General features: G+C 71.0%; 17 protein-coding genes. 14 read left to right on the top strand and 3 right to left on the bottom strand.

Features of this window, described 5'->3' with window-relative positions:
• The first annotated feature begins 156 nt into the window (after positions 1-156).
• Entirely contained in the window at positions 157-1,080 is a 924-nt protein-coding gene (locus ACZ6TU_RS01550) for a S1 family peptidase (RefSeq protein WP_469545858.1), read from the top strand.
• A 30-nt stretch (positions 1,081-1,110) separates the two neighbouring features.
• Here ACZ6TU_RS01550 and ACZ6TU_RS01545 read toward each other — a convergent pair whose 3' ends face one another.
• Together ACZ6TU_RS01545 and ACZ6TU_RS01540 are read right to left on the bottom strand one after the other, a co-directional pair.
• Complete coding sequence (locus ACZ6TU_RS01545) at positions 1,111-2,721, bottom strand: N-acyl-D-amino-acid deacylase family protein (protein WP_469545855.1); 1,611 nt, start codon at positions 2,719-2,721, stop codon at positions 1,111-1,113.
• Positions 2,722-2,733: 12 nt separating this feature from the next.
• On the bottom strand, positions 2,734-4,011 hold the full coding sequence (locus tag ACZ6TU_RS01540; protein ID WP_467671602.1) for an amino acid deaminase: 1,278 nt from the start codon (positions 4,009-4,011) through the stop codon (positions 2,734-2,736).
• 134 nt (positions 4,012-4,145) lie between these two features.
• Between ACZ6TU_RS01540 and ACZ6TU_RS01535 the strand changes: the two genes are divergently transcribed.
• From ACZ6TU_RS01535 to ACZ6TU_RS01515, 5 genes are all read left to right on the top strand, one after another.
• Positions 4,146-5,192 (top strand): sugar kinase, encoded by a 1,047-nt coding sequence (locus ACZ6TU_RS01535; protein ID WP_467671600.1) that lies wholly within the window; start codon positions 4,146-4,148, stop codon positions 5,190-5,192.
• Positions 5,189-5,950, top strand: a complete 762-nt coding sequence (locus tag ACZ6TU_RS01530; protein ID WP_467671598.1) for an IclR family transcriptional regulator — start codon at positions 5,189-5,191, stop codon at positions 5,948-5,950. Before ACZ6TU_RS01535 ends, ACZ6TU_RS01530 begins: the two co-directional genes overlap by 4 nt.
• Entirely contained in the window at positions 5,947-6,357 is a 411-nt protein-coding gene (locus tag ACZ6TU_RS01525; RefSeq protein ID WP_467671596.1) for a RidA family protein, read from the top strand. Before ACZ6TU_RS01530 ends, ACZ6TU_RS01525 begins: the two co-directional genes overlap by 4 nt.
• Before the next feature lie 103 nt (positions 6,358-6,460).
• Complete coding sequence (locus tag ACZ6TU_RS01520; protein ID WP_467671594.1) at positions 6,461-7,939, top strand: GntP family permease; 1,479 nt, start codon at positions 6,461-6,463, stop codon at positions 7,937-7,939.
• A gap of 65 nt (positions 7,940-8,004) precedes the next feature.
• Entirely contained in the window at positions 8,005-8,511 is a 507-nt protein-coding gene (locus ACZ6TU_RS01515; RefSeq protein WP_467671592.1) for a hypothetical protein, read from the top strand.
• Positions 8,512-8,523: 12 nt separating this feature from the next.
• On the opposite strand, the gene ACZ6TU_RS01510 is transcribed toward ACZ6TU_RS01515, so the two are convergent.
• On the bottom strand, positions 8,524-9,876 hold the full coding sequence (locus ACZ6TU_RS01510) for a M14 family metallopeptidase (protein ID WP_467671590.1): 1,353 nt from the start codon (positions 9,874-9,876) through the stop codon (positions 8,524-8,526).
• 513 nt (positions 9,877-10,389) lie between these two features.
• Here ACZ6TU_RS01510 and ACZ6TU_RS01505 point away from each other — a divergent pair.
• The 8 genes from ACZ6TU_RS01505 (at position 10,390) to ACZ6TU_RS01470 (ending at position 17,382) form a co-directional block, all read left to right on the top strand.
• Positions 10,390-10,638, top strand: coding sequence for a LuxR C-terminal-related transcriptional regulator (locus ACZ6TU_RS01505; protein WP_467671588.1), 249 nt, complete (start codon positions 10,390-10,392; stop codon positions 10,636-10,638).
• Between the two features lie 33 nt (positions 10,639-10,671).
• Complete coding sequence (locus tag ACZ6TU_RS01500; RefSeq protein ID WP_469545847.1) at positions 10,672-11,583, top strand: anti-sigma factor RsbA family regulatory protein; 912 nt, start codon at positions 10,672-10,674, stop codon at positions 11,581-11,583.
• Positions 11,584-11,810: 227 nt separating this feature from the next.
• Positions 11,811-13,127 (top strand): Nramp family divalent metal transporter, encoded by a 1,317-nt coding sequence (locus ACZ6TU_RS01495; protein ID WP_467671584.1) that lies wholly within the window; start codon positions 11,811-11,813, stop codon positions 13,125-13,127.
• A 67-nt stretch (positions 13,128-13,194) separates the two neighbouring features.
• Positions 13,195-13,584: a hypothetical protein gene (locus tag ACZ6TU_RS01490; RefSeq protein ID WP_467671582.1), complete on the top strand. Its 390-nt coding sequence runs from the start codon at positions 13,195-13,197 to the stop codon at positions 13,582-13,584.
• A gap of 534 nt (positions 13,585-14,118) precedes the next feature.
• Complete coding sequence (locus tag ACZ6TU_RS01485; protein WP_469546555.1) at positions 14,119-14,952, top strand: hypothetical protein; 834 nt, start codon at positions 14,119-14,121, stop codon at positions 14,950-14,952.
• A gap of 79 nt (positions 14,953-15,031) precedes the next feature.
• Positions 15,032-15,739 carry a Flp pilus assembly protein CpaB gene (cpaB, locus tag ACZ6TU_RS01480; RefSeq protein WP_467671580.1) on the top strand — a complete coding sequence of 236 codons (708 nt, stop codon included), beginning with the start codon at positions 15,032-15,034 and terminating at the stop codon, positions 15,737-15,739.
• Between the two features lie 9 nt (positions 15,740-15,748).
• The gene (locus tag ACZ6TU_RS01475) at positions 15,749-16,999 is read left to right on the top strand and encodes an AAA family ATPase (RefSeq protein WP_467671578.1); all 1,251 of its coding nucleotides are present in this window, start codon (positions 15,749-15,751) and stop codon (positions 16,997-16,999) included.
• On the top strand, positions 16,996-17,382 hold the full coding sequence (locus ACZ6TU_RS01470; RefSeq protein WP_469545841.1) for a pilus assembly protein: 387 nt from the start codon (positions 16,996-16,998) through the stop codon (positions 17,380-17,382). The genes ACZ6TU_RS01475 and ACZ6TU_RS01470 overlap by 4 nt, the downstream gene beginning before the upstream one ends.
• Position 17,383 lies beyond the last annotated feature (1 nt).

Raw genomic sequence — 17,383 nt, 5'->3', positions numbered from 1 at the left:
CCCACCAGGGCCGTTGAGTAGGGTCGGGCCGGGCGGCAGGTTCCGCGCGCGGAACAACTCCTTGCCCCACCGCCTTGCGACGATCACAATGCGCATGACAACAGTGCAGGCGGCCGGAAGATTTCCGGCCGCCTCCGTCGCAAGAGGGGACCCCCCATGAGAAAACCTCTCGCAGCCGCGTTCTTCGCCCTGGCGATAGCCGGGGCAGGCGCGGCTCCCGCGACCGCTGCCGAGGCCGCCCCCACGGGCGTCGGCAAGGTCGCGGACACGGGCTCGGCCACGTCCGCCGTGCCGGACGTGGTCGCGTCCGTGGAGCAGACGCTGTCCGGGCTCAACCCGTCGGCCAGGGCCGTGAACCTCGCCGGCACCGTCGCGCTCAGCAACTGCTCCGGTTCCGTCGTGCGCATGCCGGACTCCGAGGCCAACGACCCGGCGCTGGTGATGACCAACGGCCACTGCCTGGAGTCCGGCTTCCCCGGCCCCGGCGAGGTCCTCGTCGACAAGGCGTCCAGCCGCACGTTCAGCCTGCTCAACGCCTCCGGCTCGCGCGTCGCCACCCTGCGCGCCGCCAAGCTCGCGTACGGCACGATGACCGACACGGACGTCGCGTTCTACCAGCTCACCACCACCTACGGGCAGATCAAGAGCTCGTACGGCATCAACCCGCTGACGCTGAACGACACGCACCCGGTCGCCGGCACCGCCATCAGCATCCCCTCCGGCTACTGGAAGCGGATCTACAGCTGCGACATCGACGGGTTCGCGTACCGCCTGAAGGAGGGCGACTGGACCTGGAAGGACTCGGTCCGTTACACCTCCGCCTGCAACACCATCGGCGGCACGTCCGGCTCGCCCGTCGTCGACCAGGCCACCGGCAAGGTCGTCGCCATCAACAACACCGGCAACGAGGACGGTGAGCGCTGCACGGTGAACAACCCCTGCGAGGTCGACAAGAGCGGCAACGTGACGGTCCGCAAGGGCATCAACTACGCCCAGGAGACCTACCAGATCCCGTCCTGCTTCGGCATCGACAACAAGCTCGACCTGAGCGCGAGCGGCTGCACCCTGCCCAAGCCGTAAGGCCGGGGCAGGCCCCTCCGGGTCGGGCGGTCACGCGGGAGTCCCGCGAACCGCCCGGCCCGCCAGGGCGTCCGTGCGACGCCCGTCCTCGATCACGAACCGCCCGTCGACCAGCACGTACGGGATGCCCGTCGGGAGCACGCGCGGCTCGGCGAAGCTCGACCCCGCCGCGACCGTCGCCGGGTCGAAGAGCACCAGGTCGGCCACGTACCCCTCGCGCACCAGGCCCCGGTCCGGCAGCCGGAGCCGGGCCGCCGGGCGCGAGGTGAGGTGCGCGACGCACTCCTCCAGCGACAGCACCCCCAACTCCCGCACGTAGTGCCCGAGGTAGTGCGGGAACGTTCCGTACGCGCGCGGGTGCGGCTTGGCGCCCTGGAGGATGCCGTCCGAGCCCCCGGTGTGCACGCGGTGGCGCATGATCGCCCGGACGTTCTCCTCGTGGCCGACGTGCTGGAGGATCGTCGGCGCCAGCCGGTCGGCCAGCAGCAGCCCGCGTGCGGTCACCCAGGGGGCCTCGCCCCGCACGTCCGCCGACTCCCGCACCGTCCGGCCGACGAACTCGGCCAGCGCCGGATCGCCCACGCCCGAGATCTCGATCGTGTCCCACTCGATGGGCACGCCGTGGCAGCCGTCCGAGCCGGTGACCTCCAGGTCGTGGCGGATCCGCTCGGCCGTCTCCTCGTCCGCCAGCCGCCCGATGACCTGCTCGGGGCCGCCCGCGCTCGCCCAGCTCGGCAGCATGGCCGCCAGCGTCGTACAGCCCGGTGTGTAGGGGTACGTGTCGAGGCTGATGTCCGCCCCGGCCGCCAGCGCCTCGTCCAGCAGGGCCAGCAGCTCGGGCGCCCGGCCCTTGTTCACACCGAAGTTCATGGTGGCGTGGGCGAGATGCAGGGAGCAGCCCGCCTCCCGGGTCAGCGCGACCATCTCCTCGTACGCCTCCAGGGCACCCGCGCCGTAGGAGCGGTGGTGCGGGCAGTAGTAGCCGCCGTACGACGCCACCACCCGGCACAGCTCGGTCAGTTCGGCGTCCTTCGCGTACATGCCGGGCGTGTACGTCAGCCCCGAGGACATGCCGACGGCGCCCTGCTCCATGCCCTCGGTGACCAACTGCCGCATCCGGTCCAGCTCTTGCGGGCTGGCCTCCCGGTCCTCCCAGCCGACGGCGAGCGCGCGGACCGTGCCCTGGGGGATGAGATAGGCCGCGTTCACGGCGATCCCGCGGTCCAGGCGGTCGAGGTACTCGCCCACCGTCCGCCAGTCGAAGTCGATGTCGTCGCCCGGGCCGTTCCATCCGGCGATCGCCCGGCGCACCTCACCGAGCGTCCGGTCGTCGACCGGCGCGTACGACAGCCCGTCCTGGCCGATGACCTCCAGCGTGACGCCCTGCGCGGCCTTGGCGCTGTGGTCGGGGTCGCGCAGCAGGGCCAGGTCGCTGTGGGCGTGCATGTCGACGAAGCCGGGGGAGAGGACGAGGCCCTCGGCGTCCACCTCCCGGCGTGCCTTCGGCCGCTGGCAGCCGGCCGCGGCGGCCTCCTTGACGATCGACACGATCCGGCCGCCGTCGACCACGACATCGGCCCGGTAGGAGGGTTCGCCGGAGCCGTCCACGACGTCCGCGTCCCGGATGACGAGCTCTTCCATCGCGCCGTCCTCCTAGAAGAACGTACGGACGTAGTCGACGACCGTGCCGTCCGCCTGGGCGACGGGGATCAACGGCCACTTGTCGAACGACGTGCACGGGTGGGACAGACCCAGACCGACCCAGTCACCCACCTCCAGATCCGCCTCCGGCGTGGTGCTGAGCCAGGCGTGCTGGTCGGACAGGGCCGTCACCGACACGCCGGCGGCCGGACGCTCGGCACCGTCCCGGCGGATCACCTGGGCGAAGGGCAGGTCGAGGTCGTAGGCCGCGTCGCGCTTGCCCGCGTTGACGAAGGCCTGCTCGGCGGAGGGCCGCGACACGACCTGCGTCCACAGCCGGAACGCCGGCTCCAGGGCGCCCTCCTCGGGCACCCGGTTGAACGGGGTCAGCTTGCGGTAGTGGCCGTCGTCGTGCGAGACGTAGGCGCCCGAGCGCAGCAACTTCAGGACGGGCAGGGAGAGTTCGGGGATCTCCGCGAAGACGTCGGCGACCGCGTCGAACCAGGCGCTGCCGCCCGCGCTGACGACGATCTCGTCCACACCGGAGAACCGTCCGGCCTCGTCGAAGTCGGCGGCCAGCGCGACCAGCCGCCGCAACCACGCCGTCACGCGCTCCGTGTCCGCCTTCGGCACCTCGCCCTCGTACCCCGCGACGCCGACCAGCCGCAGGGACCGCGTGCCCGCCACCGCGTCCGCGACCGCCGCGCACTCCGCCTCCGTACGCACACCGGTACGAGCGCCCTCCCCGGCGGCGAGTTCGACGACGACGTCCAGCGGGCGCCGGGCATCGCCCAGCGCGGCGTCCATCAGCTCCACCCCGCGCACCGAGTCGACGTAAGCGACGAAGCGGAACTCCGGGTCGGCGTCGAGCTCGGCGGAGACCCAGCGCAGGGCCGCCGGGTCGACCAGCTCGTTCGCCAGGAACACGCGCCGGGTCCCGAACGCGCGCGCCACCCGCACCTGATGCGGCACAGCCAGCGTGATGCCCCACGCCCCGTGCTCGATCTGCCGCTGGAACAGCTGCGGCGCCATGGAGGTCTTGCCGTGTGGCGCGAAGGCCAGGCCGTGCCGGTCCGCGTAGGTCTCCATCAGCCTCAGGTTGTGCTCCAGGCGCTCGGCGGACAGCGCGAGCACGGGTGTGGCGAAGCCGCCGGTGAAGAGGTTCCGGCGCTGGGCGGCCAGCTCGCCCACGGTCAGGCCGTCGGCGTCCGGCGGGAGGCCCTTGAAGCGGTGGTCGACACGCTCGGCGGCGAGCCGGGCGAGGGACTCGGCGGCGGTATCGGCTGTCATGAAGCCTCCCTGATCAGGAGTGTTGCAGTGTCTGCAACATTCATTGCGTATATCGCTCCACGCTGTCTAACATCTCGGCCACCGCCGGTCAATGAATCCGCCACCGACCGGCCCGACGAGGAGCTACGAGCATCGTGACCCCCACCGGACCCTGCAACGCCCCCGACGTCGTGGACGTCGTCGCGCTCGGCGAGTCCATGGTCACGTTCCTGCCGTCCCGGCCGGGGCGGCTCGCGGACGTCCCCTCCTTCGACCGGGGCATCGGCGGCGCGGAGTCCAACACGGCGTGCGTGCTGGCCGCCGCCGGGCACTCCGTGCGGTGGGTCAGCCGGGTGGGGGACGACCCGTTCGGCGACCACCTGGTCGAGGCCATCGGCGGGTACGGGGTCGACGTGGCACACGTCCGGCGCGACCCCGCCCGCCCCACCGGCATCTACTTCCGCACCGCCGGGGACCGGGCCACCGACGCGCACGAGGTGGCGTACTACCGGGCCGGTTCCGCGGCCTCGGCCATGTCGGCCGGCAACGTCGACCTGGACGCGGTCCGCTCCGGCCGCGTGCTGCACCTGTCCGGGATCACGGCCGCACTGTCCGGGACCTGCCTGGACCTGATGCGCGAGCTGACCGCGCGCCGGCCCGGTCGCCCCCTGGTCTCCTTCGACGTCAACCACCGGCCCGGCCTGTGGCGCGACACGGACGCCCCGAAGGTCCTGCGGGACCTCGCGCGGGGCGCGGACCTCGTGTTCGTCGGGCAGGACGAGGCCTGGGGGCTGCGCGGCGCCGAGGCCGTCCGCGCCGCCCTCCCCGAACCCGAGGTGCTGGTCGTGAAGCAGGGCGCCGCGGGAGCCACCGTCTTCGAGAAGCGGGACGTCACCTTCGTGCCCGCCCCGCGGGTCGACGTCGTCGCCGCCGTCGGCGCCGGGGACGCCTTCGCCGCCGGGTTCCTCTCCGCCACCCTGCGCGGACTGCCCGTCCGGGACCGGCTGCGGCACGGCCATCTGCTGGCCGCCGCCGCCCTCACCGTCCCCGGCGACCTCACCGCGCCGCCCGCGCGGGAGCACGCCGACCGCCTCGCGGCCCTGGACGACGCGGCGTGGGGGAGACTGCGACTCGGCCCCGGCTGGACGCGAGCCGTCGACCAGGCCGTCGCACGGGCCGAGGAGGAGGTACGTACGCCATGAGCCAGACCGTCGACCGCGCGCTCAGCATCCTGCCGCTGCTCGCCGAGGGCCCCGCCGACCTGGGGCAGGTCGCCGACCGCCTCGGCGTGCACAAGTCCACGGCCCTGCGCCTGCTGCGCACCCTCCACGAGCACGGCCTCGTCTACCGCCAGTCCGACCAGCGCTACCGTCTCGGCGCCCGCCTTTTCGCCCTCGCCCAGGAGGCGATGGAGAACCTCGACGTCCGCGAGATCGCCCATCCCCACCTGGTCCGCCTCAACGAGAGCTGCGGGCACACCGTGCACCTCGCCGTGTACGAGGAGAACGAGGTCCTCTACATCGACAAGGTCGAGAGCCGCTACCCGGTGCGGATGTACTCCCGCATCGGCAAGCCCGTCGCCATCACCGTCGCCGCGGTCGCGAAGCTGCTGCTGGCCGACCTGCCCGAACACGAGCGGCGGGCGGTGGCGGAGAAGCTCGACTACCCCACGTACACGGCCCGTTCGACACCCAGTGCCGCCGCGTTCCTGCGCGAGCTGGAGAAGGTGCGCGAACAGGGCTGGGCCACCGACCTCGGCGGCCACGAGGAGTCCATCAACTGCGTCGCCGCGCCCATCCGCGGCGCCGACGGCCGGGTCGTCGCCGCGATGTCGGTCTCCGCGCCGAACGTCGTCGTCACCGCCGACGAACTTCTCACCCTCCTGCCGCTGGTGCGCCGTACGGCGGACGCCATCAGCGGCGAGTACTCCGGCAGAACACCAGTGAAAGGCACCGAATGACGGACAAGATCGCGCTCACCCCCGAGACCCACACCACCCCGCCGGCGAAGTTCTCGCACGGCGTGAAGAAGGGCAACATCCTCCAGGTCGCCGGCCAGGTCGGCTTCCTGCCCGCCGAGGAGGGCAAGCCGCCCACGCCCGCCGGGCCGGCCCTGCGCGAGCAGACCCTCCAGACCCTGGCCAACGTCAAGGCGGTCCTCGAAGAGGGCGGCGCCGGCTGGGACGACGTGATGATGATCCGCGTCTACCTGACGGACGTGGCCCACTTCGCCGAGTTCAACGAGATCTACAACGCGTACTTCGAGGAGCAGGGCCTGACCCAGCCGCCCGCCGCGCGCACGACGGTGTACGTCGGTCTGCCCGCGGGTCTCCTCGTCGAGATCGACGCGCTGGCCGTCCTCGGCTGACCCACCCCCCACCTCGCCTTTTCGAGGCGCGGCGCCCACCGATGCGCCGCGCCGCGCTCCCCCCTACCCAGAAGCTGTATGCATTTACGCAGAGGACCCCCGAATGTCCCATCCGCTCGCCGCGTCCGCCCCCGCCGAGACCCCACCCCACACCGGAGGTCTGCTCCTCCTGGTCGACGGTACGGCCGGACTCCTGCTCACCGCCGCGCTCGGCATCGCCCTGCTGCTGTTCCTCATCATCAGGATGAGACTCCAGCCGTTCGTCGCGCTGCTCGCGGTCTCCATAGCCGTCGGCCTCGCGGCCGGCCTGTCGGTCACCGAACTCTTCGGCACCGTCCAGAAGTCGGACGCCGTCTCCACCATCGAGTCCGGCATGGGCGGCATCCTCGGCCATGTCGCCATCATCATCGGCCTGGGCACCATGCTCGGCGCGATCCTCGAAGTCAGCGGCGGCGCCGAGGTGCTGGCCGGTCGCCTGCTCGGCCTGTTCGGCGAGAAGCGCGCCCCGCTCGCCATGGGCCTCACCGGCCTGATCTTCGGCATCCCGGTCTTCTTCGATGTCGGCATCTTCGTCCTGGCGCCGATCGTCTACGCCGCCGCCAAACGCTCCGGCAAGTCGATCCTGCTCTACTGCCTGCCGCTGCTCGCGGGCCTGTCCGTCACCCATGCGTTCCTGCCCCCGCACCCCGGCCCGGTGGCCGCCGCCGGTCTCCTCCACGTCGACCTCGGCTGGGTCATCCTCATGGGCATCGTCTGCGGTCTGCCGGCCGTGGTGGCCGCGTGGGCGTACTCCGCGTGGATCGGCCGCCGCATCTTCGTCGCCGTGCCGCAGGACATGGTCGAGGCGGCGGAGGAAGCGAAGCAGGCGGTCATCGCCGAGCAGCGGGCCGCCGGGACGGAGCCGAGCGAGCAGCCGGTCTCCCTCGGCACGGTCCTCGGCATCATCGGCACCCCGCTGGTCCTCATCCTCGCCGCGACCTTCTCCTCGATCGCCCTGGCCCCCTCCACCCTCCGCTCGGTGATCGAGTTCTTCGGCAACCCCTTCGTGGCGCTCACACTCGCCCTGTTCCTCGCGTACTACCTGCTCGGCATCCGCCGCGGCTGGTCCCGCAAGTCCCTGGAGACGGTGTCGACCGCGTCCCTGAAGCCGGTCGGCAACATCCTGCTCGTGGTCGGCGCGGGCGGCATCTTCGGCGCCGTCCTCAAGGCCAGCGGCGTCGCCCAGGCCCTCTCGGACACGTTCAACGACGTGGGCCTGCCGGTGCTCGTCCTCTCCTACCTGATCTCCGTGGTCCTGCGCGTCGCCCAGGGCTCGGCGACGGTGGCCATCGTGACGACGGCGGGCATCGTGGCGCCCCTGCTCTCCGAGGGGGACCACTCCCAGGCATTCGTCGCCCTGGTCATCATGGCCATCTCCGCCGGCTCCATCTTCGCCTCGCACGTGAACGACGGAGGCTTCTGGATGGTCGCCAAGTACTTCGGCATCAGCGAGCGGGACACGCTCAAGACGTGGACGGTGCTGGAGAGTGTGCTGTCGGTGGCGGGGTTCGTGGTGGCGGCGGTATTGAGCCTGTTCGTGTAGGCGTCTGATAACGAAGTCGGAGCCGGCTGTGTGCGACACAGGTTTGTCGACCATACTGCTCCGCTGTGGAGCAGCGCATAGGTTCGAGCAGCCAGCCCCTGGAGGGCGCCGGATTCGACCCGGCCTTCATCCCCGGGCTCACGTCACCCGTGTCCGGAAGGACGGAGGACGACGGGCCGGAGAGGGAGCCTGAGGTCGCCGAAGCCGAGGAGGCCGAGGAGGCCGCCCCCGAGCCGGAGGAGACGGCGGAGACGTCCCCTTCCGAGCCGGAGGAGGCCGACGTCGACGGCCCCGTCTTCGAGGCGTCCGACCGCCGCGCGAGGATGGTCGCCGACCACAGAGGCGTCCGACTGTCCCTGGACGACCAGGAATGCGAGTTCCGCTGGGACGAGATCGGGGCGGTCGAAACGGAGACAGCCCGCTTCGGCAAGCGCTACACCGTCACCGTCCACACCCCTGACCGGCGCTGGTACCCGATCGAGATCGAAGCACCGGCCAGGAGCCGTTTCACGGAGTGGGACGAGCAGTTGGACGCGGTACTGGACGCCTACTTCGAGGAAGACGCCGAGTAGCCGGCCGGGTGACTACCGGCAGTACTGGGTTTCCTTGCCGATCGACCGGTACATGCAGTCCGCGTTCTCCAGCAACTGCAACACCGCGTCCCGGTTACGGGAGGTCTCCCGCTCGATCACCTCGTCGGGCGGGTAGAACCCACCCCCACCGGACCTCGGATACATCTCGAACGTGTATCCGAAGATCTTGTGCGTGCCCCAGAGGTAGTCGTCGATCGACCCGTCCGTGATGTACAGGTCGCTGGACTGCTCCGGCGTGTACCCGTTGCTCGCGGCCATCTTCTGCCCGACCGCCTTGAACGCGGCGTTGTCGTCGGCGGTCATCCCGGTCGTCGTGTCGGAGTTCGTGTAGCCGAACGGCCACAGCACCAGCTCGCTGTACGTGTGGAAGTCGACGCCGGCCTTGATCTGCTGCACTCCGCCGACGACCCGGCTGCGCACGAAGTCGGCGACGACCTTCACCTCGGGCGCCGACTCCGCCGCGGGGCCTCGGTACGTCTCGGAGGACGTCGAGCCCGAGGAGCCGCCGCAGCAGCCCCAGCGGTAGTTCCAGTTGCGGTTGAGGTCGGTACCGATGTACGAACTGCCGCTGTTGGGCTGGCGGTTCTTGCGCCACGAGCGGTACGACCCGCTCGCGATGTCGTACTCGCCGCCGTCCGGGTTGATGTCCGGGACGATCCAGATCTCACGGTTGTTCACCATGCTGGTGACGCGTGAGTCGGAGCCGTAGTCGGAGGTCAGCTCGCGCAGCAGGTAGAGCGCCATCTCGACGGTGAGGTGCTCGCGGGCGTGCTGGTGGTGCGTGAACAGCACCTCCGGCTCGGACTCGTCGCTGCCCACGTTGTCGCTGATCTTGATGGCGACGATGTTCCGGCCCTGGTAGGACTTGCCGATCACACGCTGGCTGGCGATGGAGGAGTTGGCCGAGACGATCGAGTTGATCTCGCTCGTCATCTCCGCGTAGTTGTGGTAGCGCGAGTCGGCCGACGGAAAGTCGTGGATCCTGACGTCGTCCTCGCCGGCGGACCGGTCGGGCACCGCGCCGAGCGGGGTGACCTCGTAGCCCAGAGTGCGCAGCTTCTTGATCTGGTCCGCGCGTCCGGAGACGACGACACCGTGGCCGTGGGCCTCGTCCACGGTCACGCCGGTGCGCTGAAGTGCCGTGCGGTCCTTGGCCGTCGAGTGCATATGGATCTCGTACTGCCGGACGTCGTCGGCCGACGGGGCGGCCTTGCGGGCGCTGTCGGCGGTGGCGTCGGTCGTCGTCGCGGAGAGGGGCGCCGCGAGGGCGAGTGCGAGGAGGGCGGCGAGGGCGGCGGTGCGTCTGCCGGTGCGGGCACCGGAGCCTCGTATGCGGAGTCGCATGAAGTCTCCTTGTGGGAGGTGGGGTTGTTCCGTGCGACGTACGTGGTGCGGGTGGCGCACATCGTTCTGCCAATGGCATGAGCAGGTCAAGACCGAAAACGGTCGCGCAGTTTACGCGTTCGGCGCGGCGGTCGAGCTGTCCTCGCCGAAGTACACCCACGGGTGTGACTCGTGCGTGCATACATGTACGCAACGGGGGAGAGTGAGGATCCGCGCAAGGGGAGCCGGAGTGTCCGGATCCTCGGACCACACCCCCCAGAGGACTGGCTGATCATGGGCGGATCAGCGCCACGACGGGACCACCATCTGCCGGTCGAGACGACCAGCTTCGTCGGTCGGCGTGGCGAACCGACCCGCCGCGGCCCTGCTGCACGGCACCGAGGGCGTCCGCATCCTCGCCACCAGCCGGCACCGGCTCCGGCTCACCGAGGAGCACCTGCTGGAGGTGCGACCGCTGCCGGTGCCCGATCCGGACGGCGACCTCTCCGCCGCCGCGGGCTGTCCGGCCGCGAGGTGTGTCCAGGAGCCGGCCCGCCCGTCCCCGGGGAGTCCCGCGCCCCGCACGACGACACCGCGTCCGTCTCACCCGCCGCGAGGCCGAGGGCGCCCGGCTCGTCGCCGATAGGGCTCGCCAACCAGCAGATCGCCGACCGTCTGGTGATCGCCCGCCGCACCGCCGAAGGCCATGTGGAACGCGTCCTCGGCAAGCTCGGCTTCAGCAGCCGCAGCCAGATCGCCGCCTGGGTGACGGCCCAGCGCTGACCCGCCCGTACCGCAGACCCCCGAGGGGAACCCATGACCACCCGACAGCCCCCGACGCCCACCGCGTTCGACCACCGCATGGCCGTCTTCGACACCGACGACGATTTCGTGGCCGCCGCCCTGCACTTCCTCGGCGAAGGCCTCGCGGCTCCCGGTGAACCACCCCCCGTGGTCATCGCCGACCCCCGCAACCTGGACCTCCTGCGGGACGCCCTCGGCAGCGATGCCAAGGACGTCACCTGCATCCCGCACACCGACTGGTACACCGGCTCCGCCGCCAATGCCGTCGCCCGGGCCGCCGCCCACCTCACCGCCCACGCCGGCCCCGGCGGCCGGATCCACCTCCTCATGGAACCCGTATGGAGCGGCCGAGCCGGCCGCTCGGCCCGCGAGACCACCGAGTGGATCCGCTACGAGGCCCTCGCCAACCTCCTCTTCGCGCCCATGGCCACGACCGCCCTGTGCGCGTACGACACCCGCACCGCCGGCCCCGCCGTCGTCGCCGCGGCCCGCCGCGCCCACCCCGGCACGGACGTGTACGAGGACCCGGTGCGGCTCGCGGCCGAACTCGACGCCGTCCCGCTGCCGCTGCCCCCGGCCGACGCGCAGTACCTCGCGGAGCCGCACGCCGCGGCCGTGCAGGCCTGGGCGGAAGCCCGGGGGCTTCCCGCCGCCGACGCCGAGTTGTTCGCCACGGCCGTCGCGGAGACGGCGGCGGCCCTGGCGCCGCTCGGCGGCACCGCCCTGCTGTGGGGCGAGGCGCCCGCCTGCGTCTGCGAACTGCGCTCGGCCCGCCCCGTCGGCGACCCGCTCGCCGGCTTCGTCCCGCCCCCGCCCACCGGCCCGGAACCCGGCCCGGGCCTCTGGTACGCGCGCCAGGTCTGCGCGTACGTGGACATCCGCGACGAAGCCGAGGCAGCCACGGTCCGCCTCCAGTACGCGTAACCCGTACGCCCCCGAGCCCTCCGCCGTCCGCGAGGCACGCGCCAAGGCACGCAGGAAGCTGGAGGGATGGGGGCTCGCGGAGCGCGGTGAGGTGGCGGACGTCGCGGAACCGCTCGTCGGCGAACCAGCCGCCGGGACCTGCCCGGGCAGGAGCGTCGTACGCGCATCACGTGAAAACCGGGTACGCCCTCTTGTCCCACCGGCGCCTTTGGGCTTTCTTGACCTGCATGGCGGACACCACGGAAAACACCACGGACCACGAGGCATCGCAACACCCCCCGCAGCGCAGGGCGAGTTGGAAGTACATCGGCCCGGGCATCGTCGTCGCGGCGACCGGCGTCGGCGCCGGCGACCTGGTCGCCACGCTGATCGCGGGCAGCAACTTCGGCTACACCCTCCTGTGGGCCGCGATCATCGGCTGCCTGGTGAAGATCTCACTGGCCGAGGCGGCGGGCCGCTGGCATCTGGCCACCGGCCGCACCCTGTTCGACGGCTGGGCGAGCCTCGGCCGCTGGACGACGTGGTTCTTCGCGGTCTACGTCGTCGTCTGGGGCTTCGTCTACGGCGCGGCGGCGATGTCGTCGAGCGCGCTGCCGCTCCAGGCGCTGTTCCCCGACGTGATGGACCTGGAGTGGTGGGGCATCGCCTGCGGTCTGGTCGGTCTGGTCTTCGTCTGGTTCAACAAGTACGCGGTGTTCGAGAAGGTCATGACGGTCCTGGTGGGCGTCATGTTCCTGGTGACGGTGTACCTGGCGATCCGCGTCACGCCCAACATCCCCGACGCCTTCGCGGGCCTCCTCCCGGTGCTGCCCGACGAGAAGGACTCGATCCTCAACACCCTGGGCCTGATCGGCGGCGTCGGCGGCACGATCACCCTCGCGGCCTACGGCTACTGGGTCAACGCCAAGGGCTGGACCGACACCGGCTGGATGAAGGTCATGCGCCTGGACAACCGCGTCGCCTACGCCACGACCGGCATCTTCGTCATCGCCATGCTCTTCGTGGGCGCGGAGCTGCTGCACTCGGCGAACGTCGCGATCGCGAGCGGCGACAAGGGCCTGATCCAGCTGGGCGACATCCTGGAGGACGAGTACGGCGCGGCGACCGCGAAGTTCTTCCTGATCGGCTTCTTCGCCACGTCCTTCACCTCGCTGATCGGCGTCTGGCACGGCGTGAGCCTGATGTTCGCCGACTTCGTGGCCCGTCTGTCGGGCAAGGGCCAGGCCAAGGGCGAGGAGGTCGCCTCGGGGACACGCGAACGCTCCTGGCCCTTCCGCGCCTACCTGATCTGGCTGACCTTCCCGCCCATGATCCTCCTCTTCGAGGGCCAGCCTTTCCGGCTGATCATCATCTACGGCGTCCTCGGCGCGGCCTTCCTGCCCTTCCTCGCCGGCACGCTGATCTGGCTCCTGAACTCCCCCCGCACACCCAGGGAGTGGCGCAACGGCCCGCTCAGCAACGCGATGCTCGCCGTCGCGGGCCTGCTGTTCCTGATCCTGTGCGTGAAGCAGATCTGGGACCAGCCTTGGGGGGAGTTCTTCTAGAGCGGGAGAATGTCTCACCGCAGTACCGAGACGTTCCCAGCGAGGACGAGGACCGAGGACCCGACGGATGACGCAGCAGTACCCATCACCACCCGGCCCCGGCTTCGGCCCACCTCCACCGCAGTACGCGCCCGCACCACCTCCGTATGCCCCGGCCCCGCCCCAACCGGCGACGGCCGGCCCGGACTTCCTGGCCGTCGACAAACGCAACGCCGTCGTCGTCGACGCGTCCGGCGTCGCCTTCGAGTCGTCCGGGCTCACGATCGAGTTCCGCTGGCCCGAGATCCGCAGCGTCCACTACCGGGCGAGCCCCAACGGCAAGGCGCTGATGGTCGCCGTGATCCACATGGACGGCAGGTTCTTCGAGTGCGTGGTGGAGGCCAAGCCGAGGTCGCGACTTCAGGAGTGGTTCCCGCAGCTGGCGTGGGTGCTCGGGCACTACCGGCCGATGGGGTGAAGGGGCCGCCCTCACCCCACCGGTGACCACGGCAGCCCGTGCTTCTTCTCCTCGCACGCCGAGATCTTCAAGCCCGCCGACGCCATGCCCGGCCTCCTTGCCGCCGGGCATGGTGCGCCGCATCTCGCACATCCGGAGCTCCTCCGCGTCGCCCCGGAACCGTCGGCGTTGCCGTCACCGTCGACGTCCGTGTCCGCCTCGATGTTCCGCTCCTGGAAGCCGTGGGCCTCAGGTCACAAACCGAGGCCCACCGTCAACACTGAGCCCTCTGTGACCACCGGCCGGGATCCCCCGAGATCCCGCCGACGACCGGCAAGATGCTCAACCTGCCCCGTTTTGGCGCATCTTGTGCAATGGCAGTTGCTCCCGAGCTACACAAACGCTGTTCTCCGGTCACAGAGCCGTGGATACAGTGCTGAGGTAGTCACGCAGTGAAGTCACCAAGGTGTGCCGCAGTAACACCCGGCGCGCCGACGGGCATGGGGAAACGGGGAGCTGCGCGTGCCAACTGCCATCGCCGTGACCAGTGCCGACATGGCGCTGCCGCCACAGGACGAACGCACCCTGCCCGCCGTCGTGCTGCGGGACGTCGACCGGCGCCCCCTGGAGCAGGCGCTCGCCGAGATGCAGACCCTGGTCGAGCACCACGGGCATGTGATCGTGGTCTGCTCACAGGCCGCGCCCACCGCCGTGCAGCGACGGCTGCACACCCTGCGCTCCCTCATGGAGAGCGACCGGATCGCCGTCTTCCGCCCCGATCTGCCCCCGCTCGGACTCGCCGTCCTGGCCCGCCAGTTACGCCAGCTCGCGTCCTGCGACATCAGCCCCGGCGTGCTCGCCTCGGCCGGCCGGCTGCTCGTCCACTACATCCACGCCGGGGCGCTGCTCAACTCCGTGGCCCGGCTCGACCGCGTCCCCGTCGGCCTGAAGTCGCACGCCAAGTCCTGGGTGCCCGGCAGCCAGTTCGGCGTCCTCGCCCATCCCGAGCCGCAGCTCGTCAGGATCACCCCCGAAGCCGCCCTCCCCGGCCCCGAGTTCGGCACCTGGATGCTGGTCGCCAAGGGGCAGCTCCAGTCCGACTGGGTCACCGGCACCCTCGCCCCCTCCTGGAAGGTGCAAGGACTGCGCGAGATCCCCCTGCCGGCCGAATCGCCCGACTGGTGGGGCACCGGCAAGCTGATCGAGTTCTGCAGCTACCTGCCCGACCTGTCGGTCCTCTACCAGCTGGTCACCTCCGTACGGCGGACCCGCTGCCACTGGTGCGGCATCGACGTCATCGGCGACCGCTGCGTCTTCTGCTCGGCCACGCCCCCCGACCACGACAGCCCACCCCTCAAGCAGCTCGAGAACCGAACGGCCGTCGGGTGAGCCCTGACAGCCCTGGCACCGCTCGTCAGCACTGCTCCGATCCCGCTCGACCGATATCCCCAACGAGGTTGTACGGTTCATGAATTCCCGTCAGCGCCGCGGCGTGATTCTCCTGCTCCTGTCGGTCGTCTGCGCCCTCGGCGCCTTCGCCGGCGTGCTGTCCGTCATCAGCGACGTGAAGTCCAAGGTCGGCCCCGAGGTCACCGCCTACCGGCTCAAGTCCGACGTACCGCCCTACACCACCCTCAGCACGGGCCAGTTCGAGAAGATCAAGATGCCCGAACGGTGGCTGTCGGACAACGCGGTCACCGACCTGCGGGAGATCCAGGGCAAGATCGCCGTGACCACGCTGCAAGCGGGCTCCCTGCTCCAGTCCGACATGATCGTCCGCCAGCCGGCCCTCCAGCCCGGCCAGCAGGAGGTCGCCATCATGATCGACGCGGCGACCGGCGTGGCCGGCAAGATCACGCCAGGCTCCTCGGTCAACGTCTACGCCACCTTCGAGGGCAAGCGCGAGGGCGACCCCGACCAGTCGAAGATCATCGTGACGAACGCCAAGGTCCTCGACGTCGGCCGACTCACCGCCCTGAAACCGGACGAGAACAACCGCACCCAGCAGCCCACCGACGCCGTCCCCATCACCTTCGCGCTGTCCGCCCGGGACGCCCAGCGCATCACCTACGCCGAGTCGTTCGCCCAGCGCGTCCGCCTCGCCCTGGTCGCGCCCGGCAGCGACACCACCGTCCCGGAGCAGGACCGGACGTACGAACTCGCGAAGGACAAGTGAGAGGCCCGCATGCCCACGAGGATCCTCCCGGCAGTCGGTGACGCGGACGCCGTCCGGTCGATCACGACGCTCCTCAGCCAGCTCCCGGACGCCGAGCCGGTGGCCCCGGTGGTCGACTCCACCCAGCTCATCGACACCCTCGCGCGGCTGGCCGCCGAGTCCGTCGACGAACTGCCCGAGGTCGTGGTGGTGCACGAGCGGATCGGCCCGGTCCCCGCGCTGGAACTGATCCGCGAGGTGGCCCTGCGCTTCCCGGCCGTCGGCGTCATCCTCGTCACCTCCGACGCGAGCCCCGGCCTCTTCCAGGCCGCCATGGACTACGGCGCCCGCGGCCTGGTCGCCCTGCCGCTCAGCTACGAGGAACTCGCGAGCCGCGTCCAGGCGGTCGCCCAGTGGTCCGTCGGCGTACGACGGCACCTGGGCGCCGGCGGCGACGTGTTCACCGGTGTCGGCGGCACCGTCGTCACGGTCAGCGGGGCCAAGGGCGGCGTGGGCGCCACACTGACGGCGATCCAACTGGCGCTGGCCGCCCAGGCCTCGGGCCGCGGCACGGCCCTGGTCGACATGGACCTCCAGACCGGCGACATCGCCTCCTACCTGGACGTCCAGTTCCGCCGCTCCGTCGTCGACCTGGCCGCCATCACGGACATCTCCCCGCGCGTCCTGGCCGACGCCGTCTTCCGCCACGACACCGGACTCTCCCTGCTCCTCGCCCCGGCCGAAGGGGAACGCGGCGAGGACGTCACCGACCGCGCCGCCCGCCAGATCGTCAGCGCCCTGCGCTCGCGCTACGAGGTCGTCGTCATCGACTGCGGCGCCCAGCTCGGCGGCGCCGGAGCGGCGGCCGTGGAGATGGCGGACCGGGCCCTGCTCGTCACCACGCCGGACGTGGTCGCCGTCCGGGGTGCCAAGCGGGCCGTGCGGATGTGGGACCGGCTCCAGATCCGCAAGGCCGAGGAGACCACCGTCGTCGTCAACCGGCACAGCCGCGCCACGGAGATCCAGCCGCCGCTGATCCAGCGGATCACCGGCACGACGGTCGCGGCCACCGCGATCCCCGCCAACTTCAAGGAACTCCAGAGCGTCGTGGACGCGGGCCGCATCCACGAACTGGAGAACAAGAGCTCGGTGAAGCAGGCCCTGTGGGGCCTGGCGGCCGAACTGGGCCTGGTCAAGACCCCCGACGGTGCCCAGAAGGCGGGCAGGTTCCGGAGCGGCGACCGGGGGTCGGTGAGCTTTCGGCGGAGGAGGGAGGGATGAGCGTGCTGCCTGTCTCAAGAGAGCGCGACCAGGGTCAGGTCACCATCGAGTTCCTCGGCATGACACCGACGATCATCGTGACGCTGATCGCGCTGTGGCAGGTCGTCCTCGTCGGCTACACCTTCATCCTCGCGGGGAACGCCGCGGACGAGGCGGTACGCAAGGCGACGGCGACGGAGCCGGGCGCGCGGCAGGCCGCGTGCGAGGCGGCGGGGCTGCGGCACCTGTCGGAGGCCTGGCGATCCGGTGCCGAGGTGACCTGCGGCGGAACCGGCTATGTGACGGCCGACGTCACGCTCCAGGTGCCGATCCTCTTCCCGGGCACGCTGTCCGTCCCGATCCCGGTCCACGGCCACGCCGGCGCGGTCGAGGAGGCGGACTGAG

The organism is Streptomyces sp. NPDC052064 (assembly GCF_055585925.1).
Note: the sequence above shows the minus strand (reverse complement) of the source record. Positions and strands in the feature narration are given on the sequence as shown.